The following is a 25,537-nucleotide window of genomic DNA, read 5'->3' on the forward strand; positions in this document are numbered from 1 at the left end:
CAACTCATTCTTGCACAGTCAAAGGCAAGCGGACGGTAAAAGTGGAACCAACACCCAGTTGACTTTTTACCAGAATTTCACCACCCATCATTTGGCAAAAATGGCGGCTAATTGCTAACCCTAAACCAGTACCACCATACTTTTTCGTTGTTGATGTATCCCCTTGAATAAAGGGTTGAAATAACTGCTTTTGTTGAGTTTGTGACATCCCAATTCCTGTGTCACTCACAGTAAAAGTAATTATCCCAAAAGGCGCTGTTGGTAGTAACTCGTCTTTGTCACTCTTAACTGTTAGGGTAACTTTGCCATTAGTAGTAAATTTAGCAGCATTACTTAATAAATTTAACAACACTTGCCGCATTCTTGTCTGATCGGCATACATTGTACCTAGTTGTTCATCACAATCTACTTCTAAAATATTGCCATTTTTCTCTACAGCCGATCTCACTGTTAGCACAACATTATTTATTAATGTTGCAATCTCAAATGTCTCTGGGTAAAGAGTCATTTTCCCCGCTTCAATTTTTGATAAGTCGAGGATGTCGTTAATTAATTCGAGTAAATGTCTACCAGCCGCGTTAATTGTTTCTAAATCGGTGATGAAATCTCCTGTTAATCCTAAATCGGTAGCATCATCTTGTAGCAGTTGACTCAAGCCAATTACTGCATTTAATGGGGTGCGTAATTCGTGACTGACATTAGCTAAAAATATGCTTTTAGCTTTGCTAGCAGCTTCGGCTAATTCCTTCGCTTGTTGCAATTCTTTAGTCCGCTCAGATACGCGCTCAATTAAGCGATTTAAAGATTTCGCTAATAAACCAATTTCATCTTCTGTGGTGATAGGTGCGCGCAAATCAAAATTAGATTTTCTCGCTACCTGTTCTGCTACTTGAGTTACCGTGATTACTGGTTCAGCGATCGCGCGACTCGTCCGCCAAGCTACAATGGCCGCGATCGCTACTGACACCAACATACTCATAATCACAATTAATCTCTCAACACCTTTAGCCTGCTCTACACCTCTTGTTCTTTCCCGCTCTTGAACTTCAGCATTTTGTAAGATATTCGTCAGTGTCTGCGATAGTTGCTCTAGGCGCAGCGCTGTATCGCCACGCATAACTTCGAGCAATTGCTCGCGTTTTTCATCAATTTGCTGCGGCTGAATTAACGGAGATTCAATTCCCTCTAAAACCGACTCTATCTGATTAACATAAATTTCTAAATTATTCCCATAATCCAGCAATAAAGTTTCTAAAGTAGCACTTGTTGCTGCTAGTCTTTTCGGATGTCTTTCGATAAAAGCTGTAATTTCTGCTTCTATTTGCTTAGCCTGCTCAACATTCTTGAGAAATTCGCTTTTTTTAGTTTGTCGCTGTATGGGATCTTCTAATACTGCAACTAAGTTAGAACTATATAATTGTGCCCCTACTACGGCATTTTTATAATTAGTTAATAATTGTCCTTGTTCATGAGCGCGATTTAGTTGGCTAATCTCTCTTCCTCGATAATAGTTAGCTATTACTAAACCAGTTAGTGAACCAAAAAAACCAATTCCTATGGCGACAAAATATCCATAGCCAATTTTTTGATGTATGCGCCAAGAACTCGCCTTGAGTTTCCCTCGTGAAGGAAATTCAATAGTCGGGAGTTCGTCTGTCGATGGCTCTTCCGCTGGCACTGTTTTGCTTTCTGAACTGCTGTCAACAGGGATTAACTTTTGAGTTTGCATCCCTCAAATCTCCTTACCCTCCCATAAAAGTCATTACATAAGCTTGGCTTAGGTAAACAATATATCTAGTGATTATTAACTAAATTATCTTTTTTTGTGACAAGAGTAAATTATATATCACGAGATCATTGCCATGAGTTTTTTTATATTTAAGTTAATTAGTTACGAATTCTAAATCCCATTTATAACTTTTAATAAAACTCATTTTTCTAAAAAAGCTTGTCCCGAAACCAAATGCACCCCTACCAGTATATCTTTTTCATCAATTTACTTCCATATACAGTTGATTGCAGCTATATTAAGTTAATGGGAAGTAGCTAATCTAACCTCTTCTAGCCTTTCATGAGCTACTATCAAGCCGTATAAAGCCTAATCATTAAGTTTTCTACAGCAAAGAGTCTCAAAATCCGCGCTGTTTATCCACAAAATAATTGTCTTATCATCTTATCACCAATCCCTTTGATTAACCAATAATGGAAAAAGGGCATTGGGCATTGGGCATTGGGCATTAGGGAGCCATCCCTTGTTATAGCAACTGCCGTCATAGGGCACAGAGCTATAAAAATCCTCTGGTTATAAGTAGTTTCAATGCCACCAAACCAGAGGATGTTGCTATTAGATATTTATTTCGAGCAATATAGAGTATAAGTAAATACAAAAATTTAACTTATACTCAGAGATATAGCGATCGCCAGAATAATTACACCAGTTTACTTGAGTGCTGGAGCGATCGCAGCAGAAACTGACTCGCTGACTGCTTGCTTCAACAAGTCGGCCTTGTCAGTACGTTCCCACGGCAAATCTAAATCATTCCGTCCAAAATGACCGTAAGCCGCGACGTCCTGATAAAAACGTCCGCCTCGTTCATTTGGTAGGTTGCGTAAATTGAAGGCATGGATAATTCCCGCTGGACGCAGTTCAAAATGCTTTTTGACTAATTCCAACAGAATTTCATCATCGACTTTGCCAGTTCCAAAGGTATCGAGAAAAATGCTTACAGGACGCGCCACGCCAATAGCGTAGCTTAGCTGCACTTCACATTTTTCTGCCAAACCAGCAGCGACAATATTTTTAGCCACATAGCGAGCTGCATATGCCGCAGAACGGTCTACTTTTGTGGGATCTTTACCAGAAAAAGCGCCGCCACCATGTCGGGAATAACCACCGTAGGTGTCAACAATAATTTTTCTGCCGGTCAAACCAGAGTCGCCTTGAGGGCCACCAATGACAAATTTGCCAGTGGGGTTGACTAAAAAGCGTGTTTGCTCATCTGGCTTAATTTCAATATCGCCAAATACAGGCTCAACTACAGCTGTCCATAAATCTTCTTTGATTTTCGCTTGGACTGCGGCTTCATCCGTAATTTCCCCAATACTAGTAGTATGCTGGGTGGAAATCAGGATTGTATCAATACCTATTGGTCGCCCATCTTCATAAATTACGGTAACTTGGGTTTTACCGTCAGGACGCAGGTAAGATAAATCGCCTGTTTTGCGCACTGCGGCTAATCTGCGAGCAATGCGGTGAGCCAGGCTAATGGGTAAGGGAATTAATTCTGGTGTTTCGTTGCTAGCAAAACCGAACATAATCCCTTGATCACCCGCACCAATGGAGTCAAATAGCTCATCGCTATCTTCTTCACGGGTTTCTTGTGCCGTATTCACACCTTGAGCAATATCAGGTGATTGTTCATCTAACGCCACTAGCACGCTAGTACTGTTAGCGGAAAAGCCGTTATCAGCATTGGTATAGCCAATTTCAGCAATTTTCTTCCGGGCGAGATTCACATAATTGACATTAGCTTTAGTGGTAATTTCCCCTGTAATTAACACTAAGCCGGTATTAACCACTACCTCAGCCGCAACTCGACTAGTGGGGTCTTGTGTCAGTAAGGCATCAAGAATCGTATCAGAAATCTGATCGCAGATTTTATCTGGATGACCTTCGGTAACTGACTCGGAGGTAAAGAGATATCGACGAGACAAAGGCATTCCTCCTTAATTAAGAGCGTTTCACTGAACTAAATTTACACTCTATCCCCAAGAATTCATTGAGGAAAATTCAGAAATTGTTGTTTTTGCTACCTGCAAATTACAACTTACTACTGACGGGCTAGGGTTTGTTTTTCCCCCTATCTCTAGAAGAGAAGCACTGAAGCCTCACCCTGCTGAGTGATTATTTATTTCAGTTACTCTAATTTCTGAAATCATAACAATATTTACACATTAAATAGTTAGTGTGTTCTTAACTTTTCTAAAAGTTATTATGGCTACTTAATAATTTTTTCAAGAAAATATAAAACTTTGGGCAAAAATGTTTTTAGCAACACAAAAAAAGGGAGATACCCTTAAGCATCTCCCAAAGCTTTGACACAAATACTGCTGCTTTAAACTTGAACTGCTAATTTGGCTTCCTTTGCTGTTAAACGCTCGTAAGCATCGCGCATTTTCAAGCCGGTTAGTACTTGGAACAAACCAGTTCCATTGTTGGAACCGGGATACTCGCGGTGTTGGAGTAACAAGTGAGTCATCTCACCTTGGTATTTGGTGGATGTTTTGCTCAGATGGGTTTCGATATAAATAACTTCTTCTAAGTTGTCGAATTGACCGTCTACTTCCAATACTGAGACGTAACGACCGTAGTAAACATCTGAACCGTAGTACAGTTGCATACCAGGGTAAGAACAAGTCAGCTTCCGTCCGCAAGGTGTCCAATTAATTGTCGATCCTTCATCAAAAAGGTAGGTTGGCTCAAAGCCGTCTTTACCTTCTCTTTGGAGCATCCGTACCCGCAGGACTTTGCGCTCTGTGTCGTTTTTAATTAAATTAGTAGGTAATACTTGGAGAACTACATCAGCAAATTCTCGTTGTGGTTCAATAAACTTATCAAAGTCTGGCTTGCGAGAATTGATTTGTGCTAAGACATCTTCATAGCGGTGACCCCTTTCGGCCATGTCGCGTTGAATCTTCCAAGCAATTTTAACTTCGTCACTGATATCAAAATATACACTGAAATCAATTAGCGATCGCACCCGCTCATCATACAAAGGATGCAGCCCTTCCACAACTATAATGTGATTCGGCTCAATCCGCTCTGGTGGATCAATCATGCCGGTTTCGTGGTTATAAATCGGCTTATCAATTGCTTGACCATTTTTGAGCGCACTAATTTGCTCATACATTAGGTCAAAGTTATTCGCCCTAGGATCAAGAGCAGTAATCCCTGTTTCTTTGCGTTGTTTGCGATCTAAAGAGTGATAGTCATCTAAACAGATAACTGTCATTAAATCTTCACCGAACAAATCGATTAAACGACGCAAAAATGTAGATTTACCGCACCCAGAGTCTCCAGCTACTCCAATTAGTACCACGCGTTCCGGCTTACTCGTCATAAATCTCCTCTAGATACTAAAAAATGTGTCAATCAAAATTTTTCACACAGCAGATTTTGAAGCCAAGAGTTTACCCAATCGGTTTTTCCGGCGTTCTTGTTACCCACAGCGCCATAAAGAAGTTCAGACGGGTAGACAAAAATGTCATAGTTGTTACTCGCCTGCCTAGCCTGAGTTTGTTGCTGGTAAGTATTTAATCCTAGTGGTATATTTGATTTTAACAGAAGGGGTTATTCTATACAAGTTTACTGTCAAGAAGAATCTAGTCGTTCATCGATCGTGTTGATGATTTACTTGCTCATTTGAAAACACATATATTCACTACCCCAAACAATCAGGTAACGACTGCTTGATGATTGTGACCTTCTTAATTAAGTTTATATTGGATGATTTTCTCCGGCCACAAATTTTTTGCGATTTTGGCATTTTAATTTGCGATTCAGTAATAATCCACAGATTCATGTGCCAATATCTATCTCAAGAATGAGTTAGCAAGTTACATACAAAAATTTTGCTTGTCAGATCTCATGTCAGGTGAGTCAGGTTTTATTTGTGATTGGAGATTAATGTTGACAAAGGATAAAGTTCAAAATCCCTTGTCTTGTTTCTGTCCTTGAGACTTGATTAGAGAGAATAATAACTAATCATGGTTGGCTCTTGTCAAAGACGCGGCGCTCAGTATAAAAAAGCTCCATTTAGCCTGCCCTTAGCTGAAATTTTCCAACATGCTCCCTCGCAAGTAAGTATGTTTGACAAGCCATTGATAGAGGTTGACATATGTATCACATCAAGTGAAACTGATTATAATTGCTTATATCCCCCATACCTGTATCATTCGGTTATACAGATTAACTTAACCTCTTCATGAGACTAGTCATGATTAGGTAATAGCTGCATCTAATAATATTTTGGGTGTATTGCATAAAAAACTCTGCCGCCGGATGCAGGAAAAGAGTCAGTGATAAGTTAGTGTGTTCCTAACAAGAAATTCACCAGCACTTCTGAAAATATGGGATTGTCGTCGATAGACGAAAAAACAGGTCGCAACTATCTTAAAAACCACTCGGTTAAAAGTGCGATCGCCAAGCCTACCAAAAACCCAAATGCGTAGAACTTTTTTTCTAGGCATTAGGCTCACCTTATTTGACATAAAACTCAATTTATGCATTTGTTAGGAAACATTAGCGACAAGGTATCGGTAAGTTAGTAAACGAAGAAAACATTAAATTGACTCATTATTAACATTCTCCAAAAGACTTATCCTCTAACTTAGAAGGTGAACAGGTGTGTTTTTGTGCTGCCTGCATGTCTTTGGTGAGTGTACTTAGCAAGGCATTATTTAGTGATGCCATTTTCCTAGAACGCCAGTTTTGTGCAGCAAAAATCCGGTAAACTAAAGCTGGCTTGTGATAGGAAAAGTTTTTTTTTGAAAAACGGTTAAGTAAACATCGGAGTGGTAGAAGGAATGAACAAACAAGGTACTGTTGAGGGTGCTGCCAATACAGAATCAGGTAGCCGCGTCTTCGTTTACGAAGTGGTTGGTCTGCGTCAGAACGAAGAAACCGATCAAACGAATTACCAAATTCGTAACAGTGGCAGTGTGTTCATCAGAGTGCCTTACAACCGCATGAATCAAGAAATGCGACGTATCACTCGCCTAGGCGGCAAAATTGTTAGTATTCAACCCGCAAGTGCTCTACAGCAATTCAATGGCAAAACTTCATTGGGGATTCCTAACATTGAGGGGAATGGTCAAGCCACACCTGTGAATGCACCAGCTGAACAACAGCTTACGAAGAAGGATCAAAAAGGCAAAACCATGACTCAAGCGAAAGGCAAAAAAGACGCCCATGCTGATGTTCCTGTAAACACTTATCGCCCCAATGCACCTTTTATTGGGAAGTGTATATCCAATGACCCCTTAGTTAACGAAGGTGGTATTGGTATTGTACAGCACATCAAATTTGACCTTTCTGGTAGTAATCTGAAATATATAGAAGGTCAAAGTATTGGTATTATCCCACCAGGGGTAGACAAAAACGGCAAGCCTGAAAAACTCAGACTTTATTCCATCGCCTCAACTCGTCATGGTGATGATGTAGATGACAAAACAGTATCCCTGTGTGTCCGTCAATTAGAGTATAAGCACCCAGAAACAGGCGAAACAGTTTACGGTGTTTGCTCAACTCACCTGTGTTTCTTAGAACCAGGTGCAGAAGTAAAAATTACCGGGCCCGTGGGTAAGGAAATGTTACTACCCAGCGATCCCGATGCCAAAGTCATTATGATGGCAACCGGAACAGGTATTGCGCCCATGCGTGCTTACCTGTGGCGCATGTTCAAGGATGCAGAAAGAGCTGCTAATCCAGAGTATCAATTTAATGGATTTGCGTGGTTAATCTTTGGGGTACCCACAACTCCCAACATCCTTTACAAGGAAGAATTGGAAGAAATGCAGGCTAAGTATCCTGATAACTTCCGCCTCACCTACGCTATCAGCCGGGAACAAAAGAATCCCCAAGGTGGCAGAATGTACATTCAAGACCGAGTTGCAGAACACGCAGACGAACTGTGGCAATTGATTAAAGAAGAGAAAACCCACACCTACATCTGCGGTTTGCGCGGTATGGAAGATGGTATTGATGCTGCTTTAACTGCTGCGGCTGCAAAAGAAGGAGTCACCTGGAGTGATTACCAAAAAGAAATCAAGAAAGCTGGTCGTTGGCACGTAGAAACCTACTAAGTTCTAACCACTGAGTCTTGAATTTTGAGTTTTGAATTTTGAGTTTTGAATTTTGATTAATTTTGTAGGCTGGGCAATACCCAGCCTACAATTTTTTATTGGTCAGTTGTCAATTGTCAATTGTTTTTGCTACTAACAATTGATGGCGGTAGGGCGATTGTTTCTCGTTCCTCATGCACAAGAGAGTTTCCCGCCGCCATGAATAATTAAGGCGATAAGCGTTGAATTTTCCAAGTTTGAGCATCTAAACGAGTATAAAGCAAGCGATCGTGCAAGCGGCTGGGTCTTCCTTGCCAAAATTCAATTTCTATGGGAATTACTCGCAAACCTCCCCAGTGAGAGGGGCGAGGAATCTCCTGATTTTCATACTGATGCTGCAACTTTTGTAAGTTTTGTTCTAAGACTTCTCGACTAGCGATCGCCTCACTTTGATGAGAAGCCCATGCACCAAGGCGACTGTTTTCAGGACGGCTGTAAAAATATTTATCGGACTCAGTCTCCGAAACTTTTTCCACATGTCCAATAATCCTAACTTGGCGTTCCAACTCTGCCCACCAAAAAACTAGGGCTGCTTGGGGATTTTCTGCCAATTCTTGCCCTTTACGGCTGTTATAGTTAGTGAAGAAAACAAAGCCCCGCTCATCAAAATCTTTCAGTAATACCATTCTGGCTGAGGGTTTACCATCGGGCATGGCGGTTGCTATAGTCATGGCATTGGGTTCAGGAAGTTGGGCAGATAATGCCTGCTCGAACCATTGTTTAAATTGTATAAAAGGATTAGGGTCAACCTCAGTTTCACTCAAATCTTCCAATGTGTAATCTTTACGAATGTCGGCAATGGTAGGATGCATGATCGTTAACTTCCTTGCGATTCAGATATGCGTATATATATCTTTATGCAAAATATCTCCAATCGTGATGGAAACCCATGCTAGCAATTAAGGCAATTGTTGCCAAAAATTGAGAAAAAACATTGCATATGTTACCAAATTCGGATAAGTAATATTGTTTGAGAGCAATTGAGCAGCCTGACATTGAAGATTTGTCATCCCTCATTCCCAATCTAAAATCGCAAATTGGTATGATGCGCCGTTCAGCCTCCCTGCAAAGTTTATTAATTTATGGTCTGAGCGGCCCAATTATCGCTCTGAATGTCTGGCTACTCTCTGTACTTTTTCATTATTTCCAGCATCCCATCACTATTCTCAGCGTTGCAGCAATTTTAGCTTTTTTGTTAAATTACCCAGTTCAGTTTTTCAAACAGGCACGCATCACTCATGCTCAAGCCGTGATTGTTGTTTTACTGGTCACTTTAACACTCGTGGTAGTTCTAGGGGTAACATTAGTGCCAATGTTAATTGACCAAACAATTCAACTGCTAAATAAGATTCCTGATTGGTTAACCAGTAGCCAAAGGAACTTAGAGCAGGTGGAAGCTTTAGCAAGACAACGGCGATTACCTTTAGATTTGAGAGTGGTGAGTACGCAAATTAATGCCAATATCCAGAATTTAGTGCAACAACTAGCGTCTGGTGCGGTGGGAGTGGCTGGGACGCTATTGTCAGGATTGCTGAATTTGGTGTTGGTAGTCGTGCTAGCGTTTTATATGCTACTGTATGGCGATCGCGTCTGGTTAGGTTTGGTCAGTCTCTTACCAGCTAATATCAGAAAACCTTTAACTGCATCCTTACGCTTAAATTTTCAGAATTTTTTCCTCAGTCAGTTGTTGTTAGGGTTATTCATGGTAGTCACCCTTACCCCCATTTTCTTAGTACTGAGAGTACCATTTGCCCTCTTGTTTGCCATAGTCATTGGCATAGGTGAATTAATCCCTTTTGTAGGAGCAACTCTAGCTATTGGTTTAGTCACCATATTAGTGCTGCTACAAAATTGGTGGTTAGCAGTTCAAGTTGCTATAGCCGCTATTGTCTTGCAACAAGTTAAAGATAACCTGTTAGCACCGAAATTACTCGGTAACTTTATTGGACTTAACCCTATCTGGATTTTTGTGGCTATTTTGATGGGATTTGAAATTGCTGGCTTATTAGGAACACTAGTTGCTGTACCCATTGCTGGTACTATCAAAGGCACTTTTGATGCGCTCAAGAGTGGTCAATCTGGCGAATTTGTATCACCTTTTACTATTACTTATGAATCTGGCTGTGATGAAGATCGTAAAACTTAAACTCCCAACTCCCCAAGCAAATAGCCCAAAGTCTAAACTTCCAAGTCAATGGTCAAATTACTAATAAATCAGCATTGACTCTTGACCATTGGCCATTGACTCTTAACTATTAAACGTTGACTTTTGCCAAAGTAAGTTTTCTTGCTGCATCGAGTCTAGCGAGAATTATCCAGGCACAAAGTATTATAAAATACTACTTTTTGTTGAAGATATAGTATAAAAATGTCATGTTATACTTGGGTGGGTATGGCAATAATTAGACAATTGGCTAGTTAGGGTGAAAGTAATGAATATTTCAAACTACCTAAAAACAAAAGTTGCACAATTTTTAATCCCGATTCACAATAGTATTGAATCAAATCTTATTATAAAAAATATGTATTATTTAGTACACAAAAGTAAGTTCTCAATGAGACAGGTGAGGTATGTGCTAAATTTCACCTACATAGTAAATAATGAAGCTTTGACAAACAAAGTATGATTATTTGTTCCACAAGTGTCAATGTTTAATCGACCTAATTTAAACTTAATCACAGAAAATAATTAATGGATGCTTCCGAGCTATTAGAAACAATTACACTCCTGATTCAGCAAGCCGAGAGAGGAGAAATTGATCCTTGGGATGTACAGGTAATAGAGGTTATTGACCGTTACTTAGAACTAATGGCACCGGAGTCTACTGTTAGAGGTTATGAAGCCGACTTGTCTCAATCAGGGCAGGCTTTTTTATCAGCATCAATGCTGGTGTTATATAAGGCCAATACCTTAATGCAATTGCAATCAGCAGCAGATGAACAAGCAGAGAACTTAGATGAAGGACTGCTAGAAAGTGAAGATGGCGTATTACATTTAACCCCTCGCCTGCCTTTAGAGCATCATTTGCGTCGTCGTCCCGCAGCCATGCCACCACCAAAACGGCGCGTGACTCTGCAAGAGTTAATTGAGCAATTGCAGATTATGGCGAACCAGCTCAAACTGGTACAGAAGACGAGCAAACCCGTGCGTCCTCGGCGTCAGCCCACTGTGCAATCTATGCGAGCAGCGCTAGAATTGGCTCACCAAGAAAACTTGACGGAAGTAGCCGGGGAACTAGAACAAGTTTTGCATGTTTCGGCAGCAAAGCTCCATTTGGAGCAAAATTGGTTGAATTTAGAGCAATTGGTGGATTTATGGACTCAGAGTAAACAACTGTACCAAAATGGCTCTGCCCACGGATCAGAACATAGCCAGCTGGTTAGTGTTTTTTGGGCGCTACTACTGCTATCGGCTCAATCCAAGGTAGAACTATGGCAAGAGGAGTTCTACAAAGAGATTAAAATCCGTTTACTTATAGATTCAGCTAACACCTATCAACCTGTGGAGCAGCCCATGAACTAAGTAACTGAAATCCATCGCTAGATATAAATTAGAGACTTTTGGGTCAGCGGCTCTCAAAATCCGGGTAAATTGAAAAGATAAGCGATCGCTTATGATTTTGCTATTACCCTGTTGCAACAAGCAACGCTTCGCTGAACTTCTCCGAGCGGCGATGATGACTAAAAACAGAATAAACACAATGAATTATAACTTGTTGACAGTAACCTGGCTTGTGGTTGAGGAATAATCTTTATGAAAGCGATGATTCTTGCGGCGGGTAAGGGTACTCGTGTGCGTCCAATTACCTATACAATCCCCAAACCCATGATTCCTATCCTGCAAAAGCCAGTGATGGAATTTTTATTGGAACTGTTACGCCAACATGGTTTTGACCAAATTATGGTGAACGTGAGCCATTTGGCAGCAGAAATCGAAAACTATTTCCGTGATGGTCAAAGGTTTGGCGTGCAGATTGCCTATTCTTTTGAAGGGCAAATTGTTGACGGTGAACTGATGGGGGAAGCCGTTGGTTCTGCTGGTGGGATGCGCCGTATCCAAGACTTCTCACCGTTTTTCGACGATACCTTTGTGGTATTGTGCGGTGATGCTTTGATTGACTTAGATTTAACAGCCGCTGTCAAGTGGCACAGAGAAAAAGGGTCGATTGCGACGATTATTTCTAAATCAGTTCCTTTGGAAGAAGTTTCCAGCTACGGTGTAGTAGTGACTGATGAAGAGGGACGGGTGAAGGCTTTCCAAGAAAAACCCTCCGTTGAAGAAGCCCTCAGCACTAACATCAACACAGGTATTTATATTTTTGAGCCAGAAGTATTTAAGTATATTCCATCAGGAATGGAATATGACATTGGTAGCGAATTATTCCCCAAACTTGTGGAAATTGGTGCGCCATTCTACGCCATTCCTATGGACTTTGAATGGGTAGATATTGGTAAAGTACCAGACTACTGGCGGGCGATTCGCGGCGTATTGCTAGGTGAAATTAAAAACGTGCAAATTCCCGGTCATGAAGTTGCACCAGGGATTTACACTGGCTTAAACGTGGCTGTGAATTGGGACAAAGTTGATATCACAGGCCCGGTTTACATTGGGGGAATGACCAGAATTGAAGACGGCGCAAAAATTGTCGGCCCGGCAATGATTGGCCCCAATTGCTGGATTTGTAGTGGTGCAACTGTAGAAAACAGCGTCATCTTTGAATGGTCTCGTCTGGGGCCGGGAGTACGCTTGGTTGATAAGCTGGTGTTTGGACGTTACTGCGTCGATAAAACTGGCGCAACCATTGACGTACAAGCTGCGGCTTTAGACTGGTTGATTACCGATGCGCGTCAGTCTCCACCATCCCATACGCCCGTGGAACGACAGGCTATAGCTGAATTACTCAATACTACTGCTAGTTAGGGCATGGGGCATTGGGCATGGGGCATTGGCTTCGGCTTCGCTCAGCCACCAGGGCATTGGTAGTCTTTTCCCTCCTCTAACCCCTAGTCCCTAGCCTCTAGCCCCTAGTCCCTAACTATTCAAGTATGTGTATCTTCTGAGACTCTGTTCGTAGGTTTGTAGGAGTCGTTGAGATTCAGCTAGAGTGATGCGCTTTTCCTCCAAGGCTTTTTCGCAACGTTGGCGGATGTTTTCCACCATGTCTTCGGAGTCATACTGCACGTAGCTCACCACTTCACTCATGGTATCGCCTTTGACGACATGTTCAATTTGGTAACCTTTGGGGGTCAATTGAATGTGCACTGCGTTAGTGTCGCCAAATAGGTTGTGTAAGTTACCCATGATTTCTTGGTAAGCACCACTGAGGAACATGCCTAAATAATAGGGTTCTCCAGGTTTAAAGGTGTGCAGTTCTAAAACAGATTTGACATCACGCAAATCAATAAAGCGGTCGATTTTCCCATCACTGTCGCAGGTTAAGTCTGCTAAGATTCCCCGACGGATTGGTTCTTCGTCTAAACGATGTATGGGCATAATTGGGAATAGTTGGTCTATTGCCCAACAATCTGGTGCTGATTGGAACACCGATAAATTCGCGTAGTAGATGGAAGCCATGATTTGCTCTAGGTCTTCCAGTTCGTCGGGTACGTATTCTTGCTGTCTGGTGATGTTAAGAATTTTTTGGCAACAAGCCCAGTAAAGGCGTTCGGCTTTGGCGCGTTCTCTCAGGCGCAAAATGCCTAGGTTGAAGCGGCTGATGGCTTCTTCTTTAAATTGGGCGGCGTCGTGGTAAAACTCTTGATAATTTTCTTTGTTAATTGATTGGTAGGTTTCCCAGAGGTAATTAATGATGGGGGATTCGCCTTCTTGGGGCGGTTCTGGGGTATCTAGGGGGACATCGCTGGTGCTGAGAATATCAAAAATCAGCACGGATTGATGGGAAGCGATCGCTCTGCCGCTTTCACTAATCAGTGTTGGTACGGGAATTTGTCGTTCGGCACAGGTATCTTTTAACTCTGCCACGATGTCGTTGGCATAGTTTTGCATGTTGTAGTTTTTCGAGGCGTAGAAGTTGGTTTGGGAACCGTCGTAGTCTACACCTAAGCCACCGCCGACATCCAAGTATTTCATGTCAGCGCCCAACATTGCCAACTCGACGTAAATCCGGCTGGCTTCTTGGATGGCATCTTTAATTACATTGATGGCGGAGATTTGCGAGCCGATATGGAAATGCATTAACTGCAAGGAATCAAGCAAATCAGCTTCGCGTAACTTGTCAACTGCCTCAATTACTTCAGGCATTGTTAACCCAAATTTAGCGCGATCGCCACTGGAACTTCCCCAGCGTCCCATACCTTGGGTACTGAGTTTAGCTCTTACCCCCAGGATGGGTTTGATACCTAACTGACGGTTAGCAGCAATGACTAAATCAACTTCTTCAATTTGCTCTAAGACAATAATTGGTGTTTGTCCGAGTCTTTGAGCCAACATTGCTGTTTCGATGTATTCTTGGTCTTTGTAGCCGTTGCAAATTAACAATGCGCCTGGGGTATCCAATATCGCCAAAGCAATCATTAATTCTGGCTTGGAACCAGCTTCTAAACCAAATTGATGGGGCTTACCAAACCTGACTAAATCCTCAATTAAATGGCGTTGCTGGTTGCATTTGACAGGAAATACACCTCGGTAAACACCAGGATAGTTATAGCGGGCGATCGCTTTCGCAAAACAAGCGTTTAATCGCTCAATCCGGTCTTCGAGAATGTCTGAAAAACGAATCAACATTGGCAGCCCTAAATTGCGCTGCTTCAAAGCGTTGACCAATTCAAACAAATCTAACGAACCGCCGCGATCGCCTTTGGGAGACACAGTGACATGACCAGCCGCATTAATGGAAAAATAAGGCTGTCCCCAACCTTCAATCCGATACAGTGCTTCGCTGTCTTCGATTTTCCAAGAGCGCGGCGAATCATCTGTACTAGTACTAGGGGCTAACAGCTTTTTCGGCTTCTGGTTTTTCACTTCTAGTTTGTGTCCATTGGACGGCAGCTTAACTATCTCTTCTGATGTAGCAGTTGACTCAAGACCCATTGATTCCTGACCTCTGTGTTTCACCCACGAATTTTCAATTTAACGCATTCATTTGCGATCGCATATGCACCCAGTGATAATTTCTGAGATAAACTCTGATTGGTCAAGGGTTATCTGTTACTCGTCATTATTCATTAACTATTGAGAGTATCAACAAAAGGTTAAGGATAAAGGACAACAGACAGAGGACAATTGATCTTGAAAAATTTATTAAGTTTTCGGAGATAGCTTTGGAACGCACATTTTTGGCAATTAAACCCGATGGTGTACAGCGCGGACTGGTCAGCGAAATTATCAGTCGCTTTGAGAAAAAAGGTTTTACCCTGGTGGGTTTGAAGCTACTCAAACCCAGTCGCGAACTCGCTGAACAACATTACAACGTTCACCGCGAAAGACCTTTCTTTGCAGGCTTAGTAGAATTTATTACCTCCGGCCCCGTTGTAGCGATGGTTTGGGAAGGTGAAGGTGTAATTGCTTCGGCAAGAAAATTGATTGGTGCTACCAATCCCCTCAACGCTGAACCTGGAACAATTCGCGGCGATTTGGGGATCAATATCGGGCGCAACATCATCCACGGTTCCGATGCTCCGGAAACAGCGCAAACAGAAGTTGCTCTGTGGTTTAAGGATGAAGAGTTAGTTAATTGGCAGCCTACTGTAACTCCCTGGTTGCACGAGTAATGAGGGGCTAGGGGCAGGGAGAATTTTAGATTTTAGATTTGCGATTTTGGATTCCAATCTAAAATCTAAAATCCGTCTTGAAAAGTGACGCTCCTGCGTCGCTAACGCTGCGCTAACAGATCGCCGGAAGCCGGCGCTCCGACTTTTCGCAAAATCCAAAATTGTTTTCAATGCCCCATGCCCAATGCCCCATTCCCTATTTCGTTACTTCAGTTTTTTCAGGTAATTCTTGGGGTGCTTCAATTTCAGTACGTTTGGAAAATCCCCAAGCTAAGATAAGACTGATCGCAGTAATCATTAACCATTCTGGTGGAACTAAGCTATCGTTCACCACCTTTAATAAGAGACGCAAACCGACAAAGGCGACAGTTATATAGCCTGCGTCTTCTAAGTTTTCAAATTCGTCTAACCAGCGAATAAATAATTCTGCCATGAAGCGCAGAGTAATAATCCCAATAGTTGCGCCGGTGAGGACTAACCATCTTTCTTGAGAAACCGCGATCGCTGTTGTCACACTATCTAAAGAAAATGCCAAATCTGTAAAGGCAATTACTGGTATTGCTTGCAACAATGACTTGAAGCGCGGCCCGTGATGGTGATTTTCTTCATCTGTTTCTTGGGATGTGAAATGTTGGAATACTAGCCATAACAAGTAAGCAGCACCCAATAGTTCAAATTGCCAAAAATTTTGTACCCAAGTCGCAGTGAGAATTAAGGTAATTCTTAGCACATAAGCAACGACTAAACCAAAGTTGAGGGCTTTGCGCTCAAGTTCTTTGTCTTGCAAACCTTGGGCGATCGCAGCGAGGGCGATCGCATTATCAGCAGATAGCACCGCCTCTAGAAACACCAGGATAAGTAGAACTATAGGAGCTTCAACGCTAAAGTGAAAATTCAGATAATCAAAAATTTTGTCTAGCATTCCAAGTATCTCAAGCAGGGAAAATTAAAAATTAACAGCAGCAGCGAATTTTATCTTCAAAAGCGCAATAATTTGCTACCTTTATTCAGCTTAACTTGGCTGTAGTAGATTCTGAAGACTCTGGCATGAAAGCGATTACAGGTCAGGTAGGGTCTGTTGAGTGTAGCATGACACATTAGCAGCCTTAACATTTTCTTAAAAAAACTCCTCATAAATCAAGGACAAAAATACCTAAATGTAGCTGAAGTCTCTTGACAGATAGGCTCTGATAGGTTTTGAAAATTTTGGTTAATGAGAGCGATCGCCAAAAACGAGAAAGCGTAGCTGTACAGCAGCTTATCGTTACACATCGCACTTGTTGAGTAATTAACCAGCCTAAATACTTGCTTAAAACACTCAAATAAGTGCGTGATTCACCGAAATGAGTAAGTGTTAAGGCATTTCACCTGCGGAAAACACCAAAATGAGTGCGTGATTCACCGAAATGAGAACTCGTTAAGGCATTTCACCTGCGGAAAACACCAAAATGAGTGCGTAATTCACCGAAATGAGAACTCGTTAAGGCTTATTGAGTAAGTGTTAAGGCTTTTCATCTGCGGAAAACACCAAAATGAGTAAGTGTTAAGGCTTATTAAGTAAGCGATAAGGCTTATTGAGTAGGTGAAATGGCTTTTTGCTTACTCAAAACATCTAAATGAGAACGTAATCAGCCTTTTTGTTTACTAAAAATATAAAAATGAGTACCTAATTTAAAGAAATCGTAAAGTGCGATGTCTACGATAAGCTTGCCTATGCGCAAAATGAGAAATTTAAAAGTAAATGTAGGGTGTGTTGTCGCGCAGCGCAACGCACCAACATATCATCAACGATTCAAGGTGCGTTAGCCTACTGGCGTAGCTTCTCTAACTCTTCTTTTGTAAACGGATTTTTACCAGCACTGAGGGAATTAACCCATTTTTGACGTTGTGCTTGCCACTCGGGAGAAACTGTATTTGTATATGTTTCAAAATCTTCAATTGCGCCTTTAGTATTGCCAGTTAGTGCTCTAGCTACACCACGGGAACCACGAGGATATCCATCTTTTGGTGCAAGGGTAACAGCTTTTTCACAGGCAAACATAACATCAGCTGCATACCCATGCAAGCTACCATCCCAACACAGGCTGTTCCAATCGTTAGCAGAGATTTCTAGTTTTGCATCAAGTTTTTGAGCTTCAGCGTATGCTGCAATAGCTTTTTTGATATCACCTTTGCTAGCTAGTTCCTTACCCTGAAACAGCAGAAAGAGCAATTTTCCTTTCGTCTCTGGATTAATATCTAATTGAGGGTTCCATTCCTTAGCCTGTTTAAACTTGGCAACTGCTTTCTTAAATTCACCTGCGCTGCTTAATTCTTCACCTTGGGTAACAAAATTAGACGCTGCTGCCATTAGGATAGATTTATTTTGGCATAGTTGTAATTCAGCTAAAGTCTCAGGATGATTAGTTAAATAATCTTGCAACCAATTACAGCCCAAAACCACAAGATTTTCTAAATCTAAATTCCACAGAATTACCGTCTTGTCACCACTAGCAGAAGCGATGGTTTTGCCGTCGGGGGAGAAGCTGACACTCCAAACCGCATCGCTATGCCCTTTGAAGGTTTTGAGTTCTTTGCCTTCGAGATTCCAGAGTTTGATCGTCTTGTCACGACTAGCAGAAGCAATGGTTTTACCGTCAGGGGAAAAGCTGACACTCCAAACCGCATCACTATGACCATTAAAGGTTTTGAGTTCTTTGCCTTCGAGACTCCAGAGTTTGATCGTCCCATCAGCACTAGCAGAAGCAATGGTTTTGCCGTCGGGGGAGAAGGTGACGCTAGAAACCCAATCGCTATGCCCTTTAAAGGTTTTGAATTCCTTGCCATCTACACTCCAGAGCTTGATGGTCTTGTCACGACTAGCAGAAGCAATGGTTTTGCCGTCGAGGGAGAAGCTGACGCTATAAACCGTATCGCTATGCCCTTTGAAGGTTTTGAGTTCTTTGCCTTCGAGATTCCAGAGTTTGATAGTCTTGTCACGACTAGCAGAAGCAATGGTTTTGCCGTCGGGGGAGAAGCTGACGCTAGAAATCCAATCGCTATGCCCCTTAAAGGTTTTGAGTTCTTTGCCTTCGAGATTCCAGAGTTTGATAGTCTTGTCACGACTAGCAGAAGCAATGGTTTTACCGTCGGGGGAGAAGCTGACGCTAGAAACCCAATCGCTCTGCCCTTTAAAGGTTTTGAGTTCTTTGCCTTCGAGATTCCAGAGTTTGATAGTCTTGTCACGACTAGCAGAAGCAATGGTTTTGCCGTCGAAGGAGAAGCTGACTCTATAAACCGAATCGCTATGCCCTTTAAAGGTTTTGAGTTCTTTGCCTTCGAGATTCCAGAGTTTGATGGTGTTGTCACCACTAGCAGAAGCGATGGTTTTACCGTCGGGGGAGAAGCTGATGCTATAAACCGAATTGCTATGCCCTTTGAAGGTTTTGAGTTCTTTGCCATCTAAACTCCAGAGTTTGATAGTGTTGTCAACACTAGCAGAAGCAATGGTTTTACTGTCGAGGGAGAAGCTGACGCTAGAAACCTGATCGCTATGCCCTTTAAAGGTTTTGAGTTCTTTGCCATCTAAACTCCAGAGTTTGATGGTGTTGTCACCACTAGCAGAAGCAATAGTTTTGCCGTCGGGGGAGAAGCTGACGCTATAAACCGTATCGCTATGCCCTTTGAAGGTTTTGAGTTCCTTGCCATCTAAACTCCAGAGTTTGATAGTCTTGTCAACACTAGCAGAAGCAATGGTTTTACCGTCGGGGGAGAAGCTGACGCTAGAAACCGTATCGCTATGCCCTTTGAAGGTTTTGAGTTCTTTGCCATCTAAACTCCAGAGCTTGATGGTGTTGTCACCACTAGCAGAAGCAATGGTTTTACCGTCGAGGGAGAAACTGACTCTATAAACCCAATCGCTATGACCTTTAAAGGTTTTGAGTTCTTTGCCTTCTACACTCCAGAGTTTGATCGTCCCATCAGCACCAGCAGAAGCAATGGTTTTACCGTCTGGGGAGAAGCTGACGCTAGAAACCGAATCGCTATGACCTTTCAAGGTTTTGAGTTCTTTGCCATCTAAGCTCCAGAGTTTGATTGTCTTGTCATCACTAGCAGAAGCAATTGTTTTACCGTCGGGGGAGAAGCTGACGCTAGAAACCAAATCGCTATGACCTTTCAAGGTTTTGAGTTCTATACCTCTTACCCCATATACTGCTTGCCGCAATGCCACTATAACTTGAGTTTTAGTATCTGGTGGTAGCAAAAATTTTGGTGTTTGTTGCAGTTTCCCTGCTGCTTTTAAACTTGCAATTAAGGCGTATGTATCTTGTTCTGATGCAAACAGTGCTTCACTAGATGAACTAAGAACATTAATTTGGGCATTGATATTAGCAATAAATGATTGCCAGCCAAATATTCCTGTTAAAACTGTTAATGTTGTCAAGCCCAAACCTGCTAAATAAGCCTCGCGCAATCGCCGTTTTAAAACTTGGTTCAGCCTTGCTTCGACTAATTTGTTCTGTTCCTTTAGGCTTTCTAATTCTGCTAGTAATTCTGCACCACGTTGTTGGCGAATGAAAGCCACAAGATAATCATGCACTAGCTGATAGCGGTCAGCCGGAGATTGGGGAATTAAAAAGACTACTCCTGATGTCACTAAAATTTCTAATACCAAATCTAATTTATCGGCTTTGGCTGCTAAAGCTGCGGCTAACTCAGCTTTAGTTTTTAATGGGCGAGTATTATTTTCATCTGTCAGTAAATACAAAACTAACTGGGCTGCACGTTCATTTTCTGCGCCGCAATCTTTAACTATTACATCTAAAAATCGCTCAACTAATTTATCTTTCGGGCCATTTTGCTGATATTTATCCAGTGTTGTGATATTTTCTGCTTGCAATTGTGCCCCAACAACTTGCAACTCAATTGGGCGGACTTCCTGCAATTCCCCTGCTAAATCTCTAACTAATTCATCTATTAGTGCTGGCTCTAAATAAAAAGACCTTGCTGTTAAATCTTGAATAACTACTTTAGCGGCTGATGGTATGAAATTACCAAAAGCATAGCGAAATTTTTTATTAAGAATATCCTGTTCCGTAACTTCCAGGTTCGTCAGGCGATCGCACTCTAATAAATAATGTAAATAATCTTCCCGCAGTGATAATATTACCTTCACATAAGGTAAATGAAAATCATCTAAACAAGAATGTAAAAAATCCCAAAACTTTTTCCGCTCAACTGGGTTAGGACAATTAAAGAAAAATTCCTCAAACTGGTCAAAAATTAAAACAGTCACCAAATTCCGCTCAACATTTCCCCGCAATTCCTCAATAATTCCCTCTACTCCCCCTTGTCCCCCTTGTCCCACTTTTGACTTTTGACTTTTGACTTTTGACTTGATATCCTCCACCCAATCCGTATAAACCTGCACCACCACAGGCAAAATATTCCGCCCATCAAATACAGTAATTTGATGCAATGCTGGTAATAATCCCGCCGTCAATAAAGAACTTTTACCAACACCAGATTGTCCATGAATAACAATTAATTTTTGGTCATCACGGCTAATGCGTTCAATTAATTTATCAACATCATATTTGCGTCCAGAAGCAACTATTTCTTGGGCAATTGTTCCGGCTTCAGACTCTATCCCTAAAACAGAGTTATTTAATTCATCTGCGCTCACTAAAGCCGGATGAATTACTTGTTTTTGAGACTGCAATCTACCCGCACCAATAAAAGCCCGTAAACCATATTGCTGTTCAATAGAACTTTGTTCTTGTTTGAGATGAAATGCAGTTAAATATTGATGTTGTTCAAAATATAATTTTCTTACTTCTTCTAAGATGCGAATATATAATTTAGGATTATACTCAGGCTTGCATTGACTTTTCGCAAGTTCTAAATCATCGAGTGCTGCTTGCACTTGTCCCAGATTTCGTTTACTTTGAGCTAGTAATAATAAATGCCAGCTTCTATAATATTGACTCGCCCAATTATTCTCTGGTTGAGAAGCTTGAGCTATTTTATTAATAGCTATTTCTGCATATTCTTGGGCTTGTTTCCATTGGAATTTAGCCAGCGCTACCTCAGATAAAACAGCATAAGCATTAGCTAATCTAATCGGTTGGTAATATTTTTCGTGTAAGACAATAGCATCCTTAGCCAGTTTTTCAAGCCTATCCCACTCTCCCAATTGTTGCAGAACTTCACCCAAGGAATTAATAAAATTAGCTGCTAAATCGGGACGGTTGGCTTTTTGCAATCTTTTAATACATCGCTGATAATAATTGCGGGCGCAGCGACAAGCTTTGTCATATTCTGCACGATGTAAAACTGCATATCTACGCCACCACAACCCAAGATGAAAGAGTATACAGGCTTGCTTTTCTAAATTGCTTTGAATTAACTCTGCTGCTTCATGGTTGTGAACTTCATCAATATATTGCTGCCACCAAAATGCTAAACTCTGTTTATAAAGTTCGCGCGATCGCTCCATTTCATTTTTGCCATAAGCATCACGCCCTAAAATAAAATGTTGGCTGGCTGCTATTTCTGGTTGTTCGCACCCACGCTTTTTTAATTCTTCTAATGCTGACTCAATTTCAAAGCGTTTCCCTGCTCCCATTTCTAAATGCAGCGCTGAATTATCGAGAAATTGATCCGCTCCGGCTGCTAAGATTTTCGTGAAAGCTTCCTCCGCTTCTTGATGGAGAAAATTGAATAATTCTTCAGTAGCGATCGCTAATCGAATCGGTACAGCAGCATAAGTATAAAAATCAGGCGCTAATCTGATCAATTTTTGCAGAACTAAATCATTAATCCACAACACCAAGGGAAAGGGAAAGTCATGCAAAAAATCATTGCGCAACCGATTAATACAAACCAGAAAATCATCTAACTTATGTAGAGACTCAATGCCAAATACCATGACAGCGTTTGGTTGTGCCGTACCAACTTCTGCTGTCATCACAGAATAAAGATTATTGGCAGACTTTTGCAGATTAATTGCCAATATATCCAACTGAGAACGCTCTCGCACTTGAGCTAATATTTGTTCTTGAATCCCTGCATAATTGCAGCGCAATAAAATTAACGAAAATCGCCCTTGAGCATTGGCAATAGCTCGAATTAAAGTAGAAAGCGATCGCTCATTTTGAGCATTAATATCATCGTGGTTTGTCATATGTCAAAGACGCGATGAATCGCGTCTGTACAATTGTCCTCCTTCCCTTCCCTTGTCCCCCTGCTCCCTGCCCCATGCCCCATCAAAACTGCTTTGCTTCCGCTAATACCGGATTTATCCCAAACCAACGCCCTTGTCGATCCTGATATTCAAAGACAAACAAACTGCGTAATAAAAGTTGATAGTCTCCTTCACCACTGACGCTTTGTTTTTGCACTACTAATCGCAGTACATCCCATTCATCATCTGTAATTGCTAATACCAAACCCTCGCGGTATTCGCGGATGGCATTTTCTAAACATTCCCGCGATAAAGGTGGATCTTCTACCTGAAGGCAACTATAGAGCAAGCCCAACAAGTTACGCACATGTCCGCCACTAATGCGGCACAGTCTATCTAAAGTTTCTGGTGTATCAAATATTTCTGTAATTAAAGCTAACCTGTCATCAGGGTTTATTTCTGGAAAAGCTCTGGCTAACACCATCTGACGCAATAGTGCTAAACCTTCCTCATAGTCTCCCCCATCCCGTAGCTGTACTGGTACCATTGGTAAAATTTTGGGAGCCATACCACCCCCTAAGCGATTTTTCAGCGCCTCAATTTCATTAGAGAACATCAACACCAAAGGAATGGTGTAAACCACATGACAATTGAGTTTGCGTAACTGTTCGCCCCGATCGACAAACAAATATTCCGGTTGCGATCGCTCTGAAGTCTTGGCGCGTGGATCTACCCGATCCAAGTTATCAATAATAACTACCAGCCCATTTTTACCCTTAGCCTTGAGTTCCTGCTGGGCACGTTCGAGAACTTCTTGATTAATCGACTCTAAAATATTATTCGTGCGCGGTTCCAAGTATTGCCTTAATTGGCTTCTCAACTTGGGGCTATCTTTGGTTTTCGCCGTAATTTTGGCAATTTTCAACGGTAGAGAAATTTCTGCTTCAGCTTTTAACTCTATCGGTGTTTGCAAAAAATCGATGACTTCATTCAGCAGATTATTAAAATAACCAGGTCGAATTTTGATATTAAAAGCTTCTAAACTTTCAGTTACCTGACGCGCGATCGCTAGCATAATATCTGTCACATCCACATCAGCCATATCTAAGTCTTGTGTAGACTCAAAATACACCACATGAAAGTTTTGCTGCTTTAACTCCACTTCCAGTCGCCGCAACTCTGTAGACTTCCCGCAACCAATATGTCCGGTAAACAACTGACAAGTCGGCTTATTAGGTGCAAGGCGGGTAATCGTGCGCCCCAGTGCTTCAATCACCTTTCCACCCCGCACCGAGGCAAAATCAATATAATATTGCCGTTCCTCAGGATCTTCTAAGACTAAAGTTTTACTGGGGTTGCAACTGTCAAAAAATCTTTGTAAATCTAGTTTCATAAGGCAGATGGCAGATAGCAGAAGGAGAGAGAGTTTTAAGTCTTGTTGTTACATCCTTCGGTTGTTAGACTTACTTACTGATTGTTTAAACTAGATTTTATGATTAATCTGAGTTTTACGTAAAATTATCAGCTATTTTTTCAGAATTTATACAAAATTGGGCATTGGGCATTGGGCATGGGTAACACTAGGTCATCTCAATTTGAAAAAAGATTCTCTCACTTACCCGATGTAGCGCCCGCAGGCTGGAAGCCACTGGCTCTCATTACAAAGCCCACAAAGGTGGGCTAAAGAATTCAGTCCACGTAGGTGGACTTTGTACGATTAGCCGCACCCTTCTAGGGTGACGGCGGGATTTCGGGATCAGCGATGTTTTTATTTAAATGAAATAAGAACCTAAACAAATCCGCAAAAACTTGGGTGTCACTACCTTTTATGTGTCTACATTCAATTACCCAATTTAATTTGAGAATAAGTGCGCTCGCCAAAAACAACAAAGCATAGCTACACAGCCGCTTATTGTTCAACATAGCAATTTTTGAGCCAGCAATATACCTTTTTACTTGCGGAAAACACCAAAATGAGTGCGCGATTTACCGAAATGGGTAAGCGTTAAAGCTTTTTACCTGCGGAAAACACCAAAATGAGTGCGTGATTCACCGAAATGAGAACTCGTTAAGGCATTTCACCTGCGGAAAACACCAAAATGAGTGCGCGATTTACCAAAATGAGAACTCGTTAAGGCTTATTGAGTAAGTGTTAAGGCATTTCATCTGCGGAAAACACCAAAATGAGAAAGCGTTAAGGCTTAATGAGTAGGTGAAATGGCTTTTTGCTTACTTAAAACAGGAAAATGGGTACTTGATTGAGATAAATGAGAAAGCGATCGCCTTTTTTGTTTACTCAAAATATACAAATGACTACTCAATATGTGTAAATGATAAAGCTGGCGCATCTTGTCCCGCAAAGCACAGAAGTTCCTTGCTAATAGCCAAAATCATCTAAATATGACTAGATATCAGTTACAGCAAATTGCAAGTTGGTGAGGTACAGATAATCGTTAATTGTAGGGGCATTGGCACTGCCATGCCCCAAAGCGCGTATCTCATTTACCTGAAATATGCTGTATTTCTCAGATACTTGGGCTTACCGGATGTAAACCCAACAAAACCCTGTAAATGTTGGGTTTCGCAAAGCCTCAACCCAACCTACATCTAGCTAATATGTCCGTAAAATTAACAATTTTGGTTCTTTAGTACTTGTTATGCTAAACTAACAATCAAAATGCCAGTTTAACAAGCATCTAATTCGGAAGTTTTCAAAGTTTCTAAATCCATAAGCCGAGC

The 25,537-nt window shown here is 41.5% G+C and carries 13 protein-coding genes; 5 read left to right on the forward strand and 8 right to left on the reverse strand.

All coding sequences use genetic code 11. From position 1 onward, the window contains the following. Positions 1–4: 4 nt before the first annotated feature. The 3 genes from H6G41_RS24925 to H6G41_RS24935 all read right to left on the reverse strand — a co-directional run bounded on the left by H6G41_RS24925 (position 5) and on the right by H6G41_RS24935 (position 5,120). Positions 5–1,729: an ATP-binding protein gene (locus H6G41_RS24925; protein WP_190749653.1), complete on the reverse strand. Its 1,725-nt coding sequence runs from the start codon at positions 1,727–1,729 to the stop codon at positions 5–7. A gap of 710 nt (positions 1,730–2,439) precedes the next feature. Next, positions 2,440–3,714, reverse strand: a complete 1,275-nt coding sequence (gene metK / locus H6G41_RS24930) for a methionine adenosyltransferase (protein ID WP_242038039.1) — start codon at positions 3,712–3,714, stop codon at positions 2,440–2,442. A 401-nt stretch (positions 3,715–4,115) separates the two neighbouring features. Next, a complete protein-coding gene (locus H6G41_RS24935) occupies positions 4,116–5,120 on the reverse strand; it encodes a phosphoribulokinase (RefSeq protein WP_190749657.1) in 1,005 nt (334 codons plus the stop codon). A gap of 1,465 nt (positions 5,121–6,585) precedes the next feature. Between H6G41_RS24935 and petH the strand changes: the two genes are divergently transcribed. Next, complete coding sequence (gene petH / locus H6G41_RS24940) at positions 6,586–7,863, forward strand: ferredoxin--NADP reductase (RefSeq protein ID WP_190749658.1); 1,278 nt, start codon at positions 6,586–6,588, stop codon at positions 7,861–7,863. A 206-nt stretch (positions 7,864–8,069) separates the two neighbouring features. On the opposite strand, the gene pdxH is transcribed toward petH, so the two are convergent. Beyond that, a complete protein-coding gene (pdxH, locus tag H6G41_RS24945) occupies positions 8,070–8,714 on the reverse strand; it encodes a pyridoxamine 5'-phosphate oxidase (RefSeq protein ID WP_190749660.1) in 645 nt (214 codons plus the stop codon). 233 nt (positions 8,715–8,947) lie between these two features. Between pdxH and H6G41_RS24950 the strand changes: the two genes are divergently transcribed. From H6G41_RS24950 to H6G41_RS24960, 3 genes are all read left to right on the forward strand, one after another. Then, entirely contained in the window at positions 8,948–10,048 is a 1,101-nt protein-coding gene (locus tag H6G41_RS24950; RefSeq protein WP_190749680.1) for an AI-2E family transporter, read from the forward strand. Positions 10,049–10,594: 546 nt separating this feature from the next. Then, positions 10,595–11,425 (forward strand): segregation/condensation protein A, encoded by an 831-nt coding sequence (locus H6G41_RS24955; RefSeq protein ID WP_190749662.1) that lies wholly within the window; start codon positions 10,595–10,597, stop codon positions 11,423–11,425. Between the two features lie 231 nt (positions 11,426–11,656). Then, positions 11,657–12,823: a sugar phosphate nucleotidyltransferase gene (locus H6G41_RS24960; protein WP_190749664.1), complete on the forward strand. Its 1,167-nt coding sequence runs from the start codon at positions 11,657–11,659 to the stop codon at positions 12,821–12,823. Positions 12,824–12,934: 111 nt separating this feature from the next. Here the strand turns inward: H6G41_RS24960 and speA are convergent, their stop codons facing one another. Next, a complete protein-coding gene (speA, locus tag H6G41_RS24965; protein WP_190749666.1) occupies positions 12,935–14,953 on the reverse strand; it encodes a biosynthetic arginine decarboxylase in 2,019 nt (672 codons plus the stop codon). 230 nt (positions 14,954–15,183) lie between these two features. Between speA and ndk the strand changes: the two genes are divergently transcribed. Then, positions 15,184–15,633, forward strand: a complete 450-nt coding sequence (gene ndk / locus H6G41_RS24970) for a nucleoside-diphosphate kinase (protein ID WP_190749668.1) — start codon at positions 15,184–15,186, stop codon at positions 15,631–15,633. A gap of 196 nt (positions 15,634–15,829) precedes the next feature. Here the strand turns inward: ndk and H6G41_RS24975 are convergent, their stop codons facing one another. From H6G41_RS24975 to H6G41_RS24985, 3 genes are all read right to left on the reverse strand, one after another. Further along, the gene (locus tag H6G41_RS24975) at positions 15,830–16,555 is read right to left on the reverse strand and encodes a TerC family protein (RefSeq protein ID WP_190749670.1); all 726 of its coding nucleotides are present in this window, start codon (positions 16,553–16,555) and stop codon (positions 15,830–15,832) included. Positions 16,556–17,440: 885 nt separating this feature from the next. Beyond that, positions 17,441–22,798 carry a hypothetical protein gene (locus H6G41_RS24980; RefSeq protein WP_190749672.1) on the reverse strand — a complete coding sequence of 1,786 codons (5,358 nt, stop codon included), beginning with the start codon at positions 22,796–22,798 and terminating at the stop codon, positions 17,441–17,443. A gap of 82 nt (positions 22,799–22,880) precedes the next feature. Beyond that, complete coding sequence (locus H6G41_RS24985) at positions 22,881–24,191, reverse strand: P-loop NTPase fold protein (RefSeq protein ID WP_190749674.1); 1,311 nt, start codon at positions 24,189–24,191, stop codon at positions 22,881–22,883. Between the last annotated feature and the right edge of the window lie 1,346 nt (positions 24,192–25,537).

The organism is Tolypothrix sp. FACHB-123, from assembly GCF_014697075.1.
In the GTDB taxonomy this organism is placed as follows: Bacteria; Cyanobacteriota; Cyanobacteriia; order Cyanobacteriales; family Nostocaceae; genus Aulosira.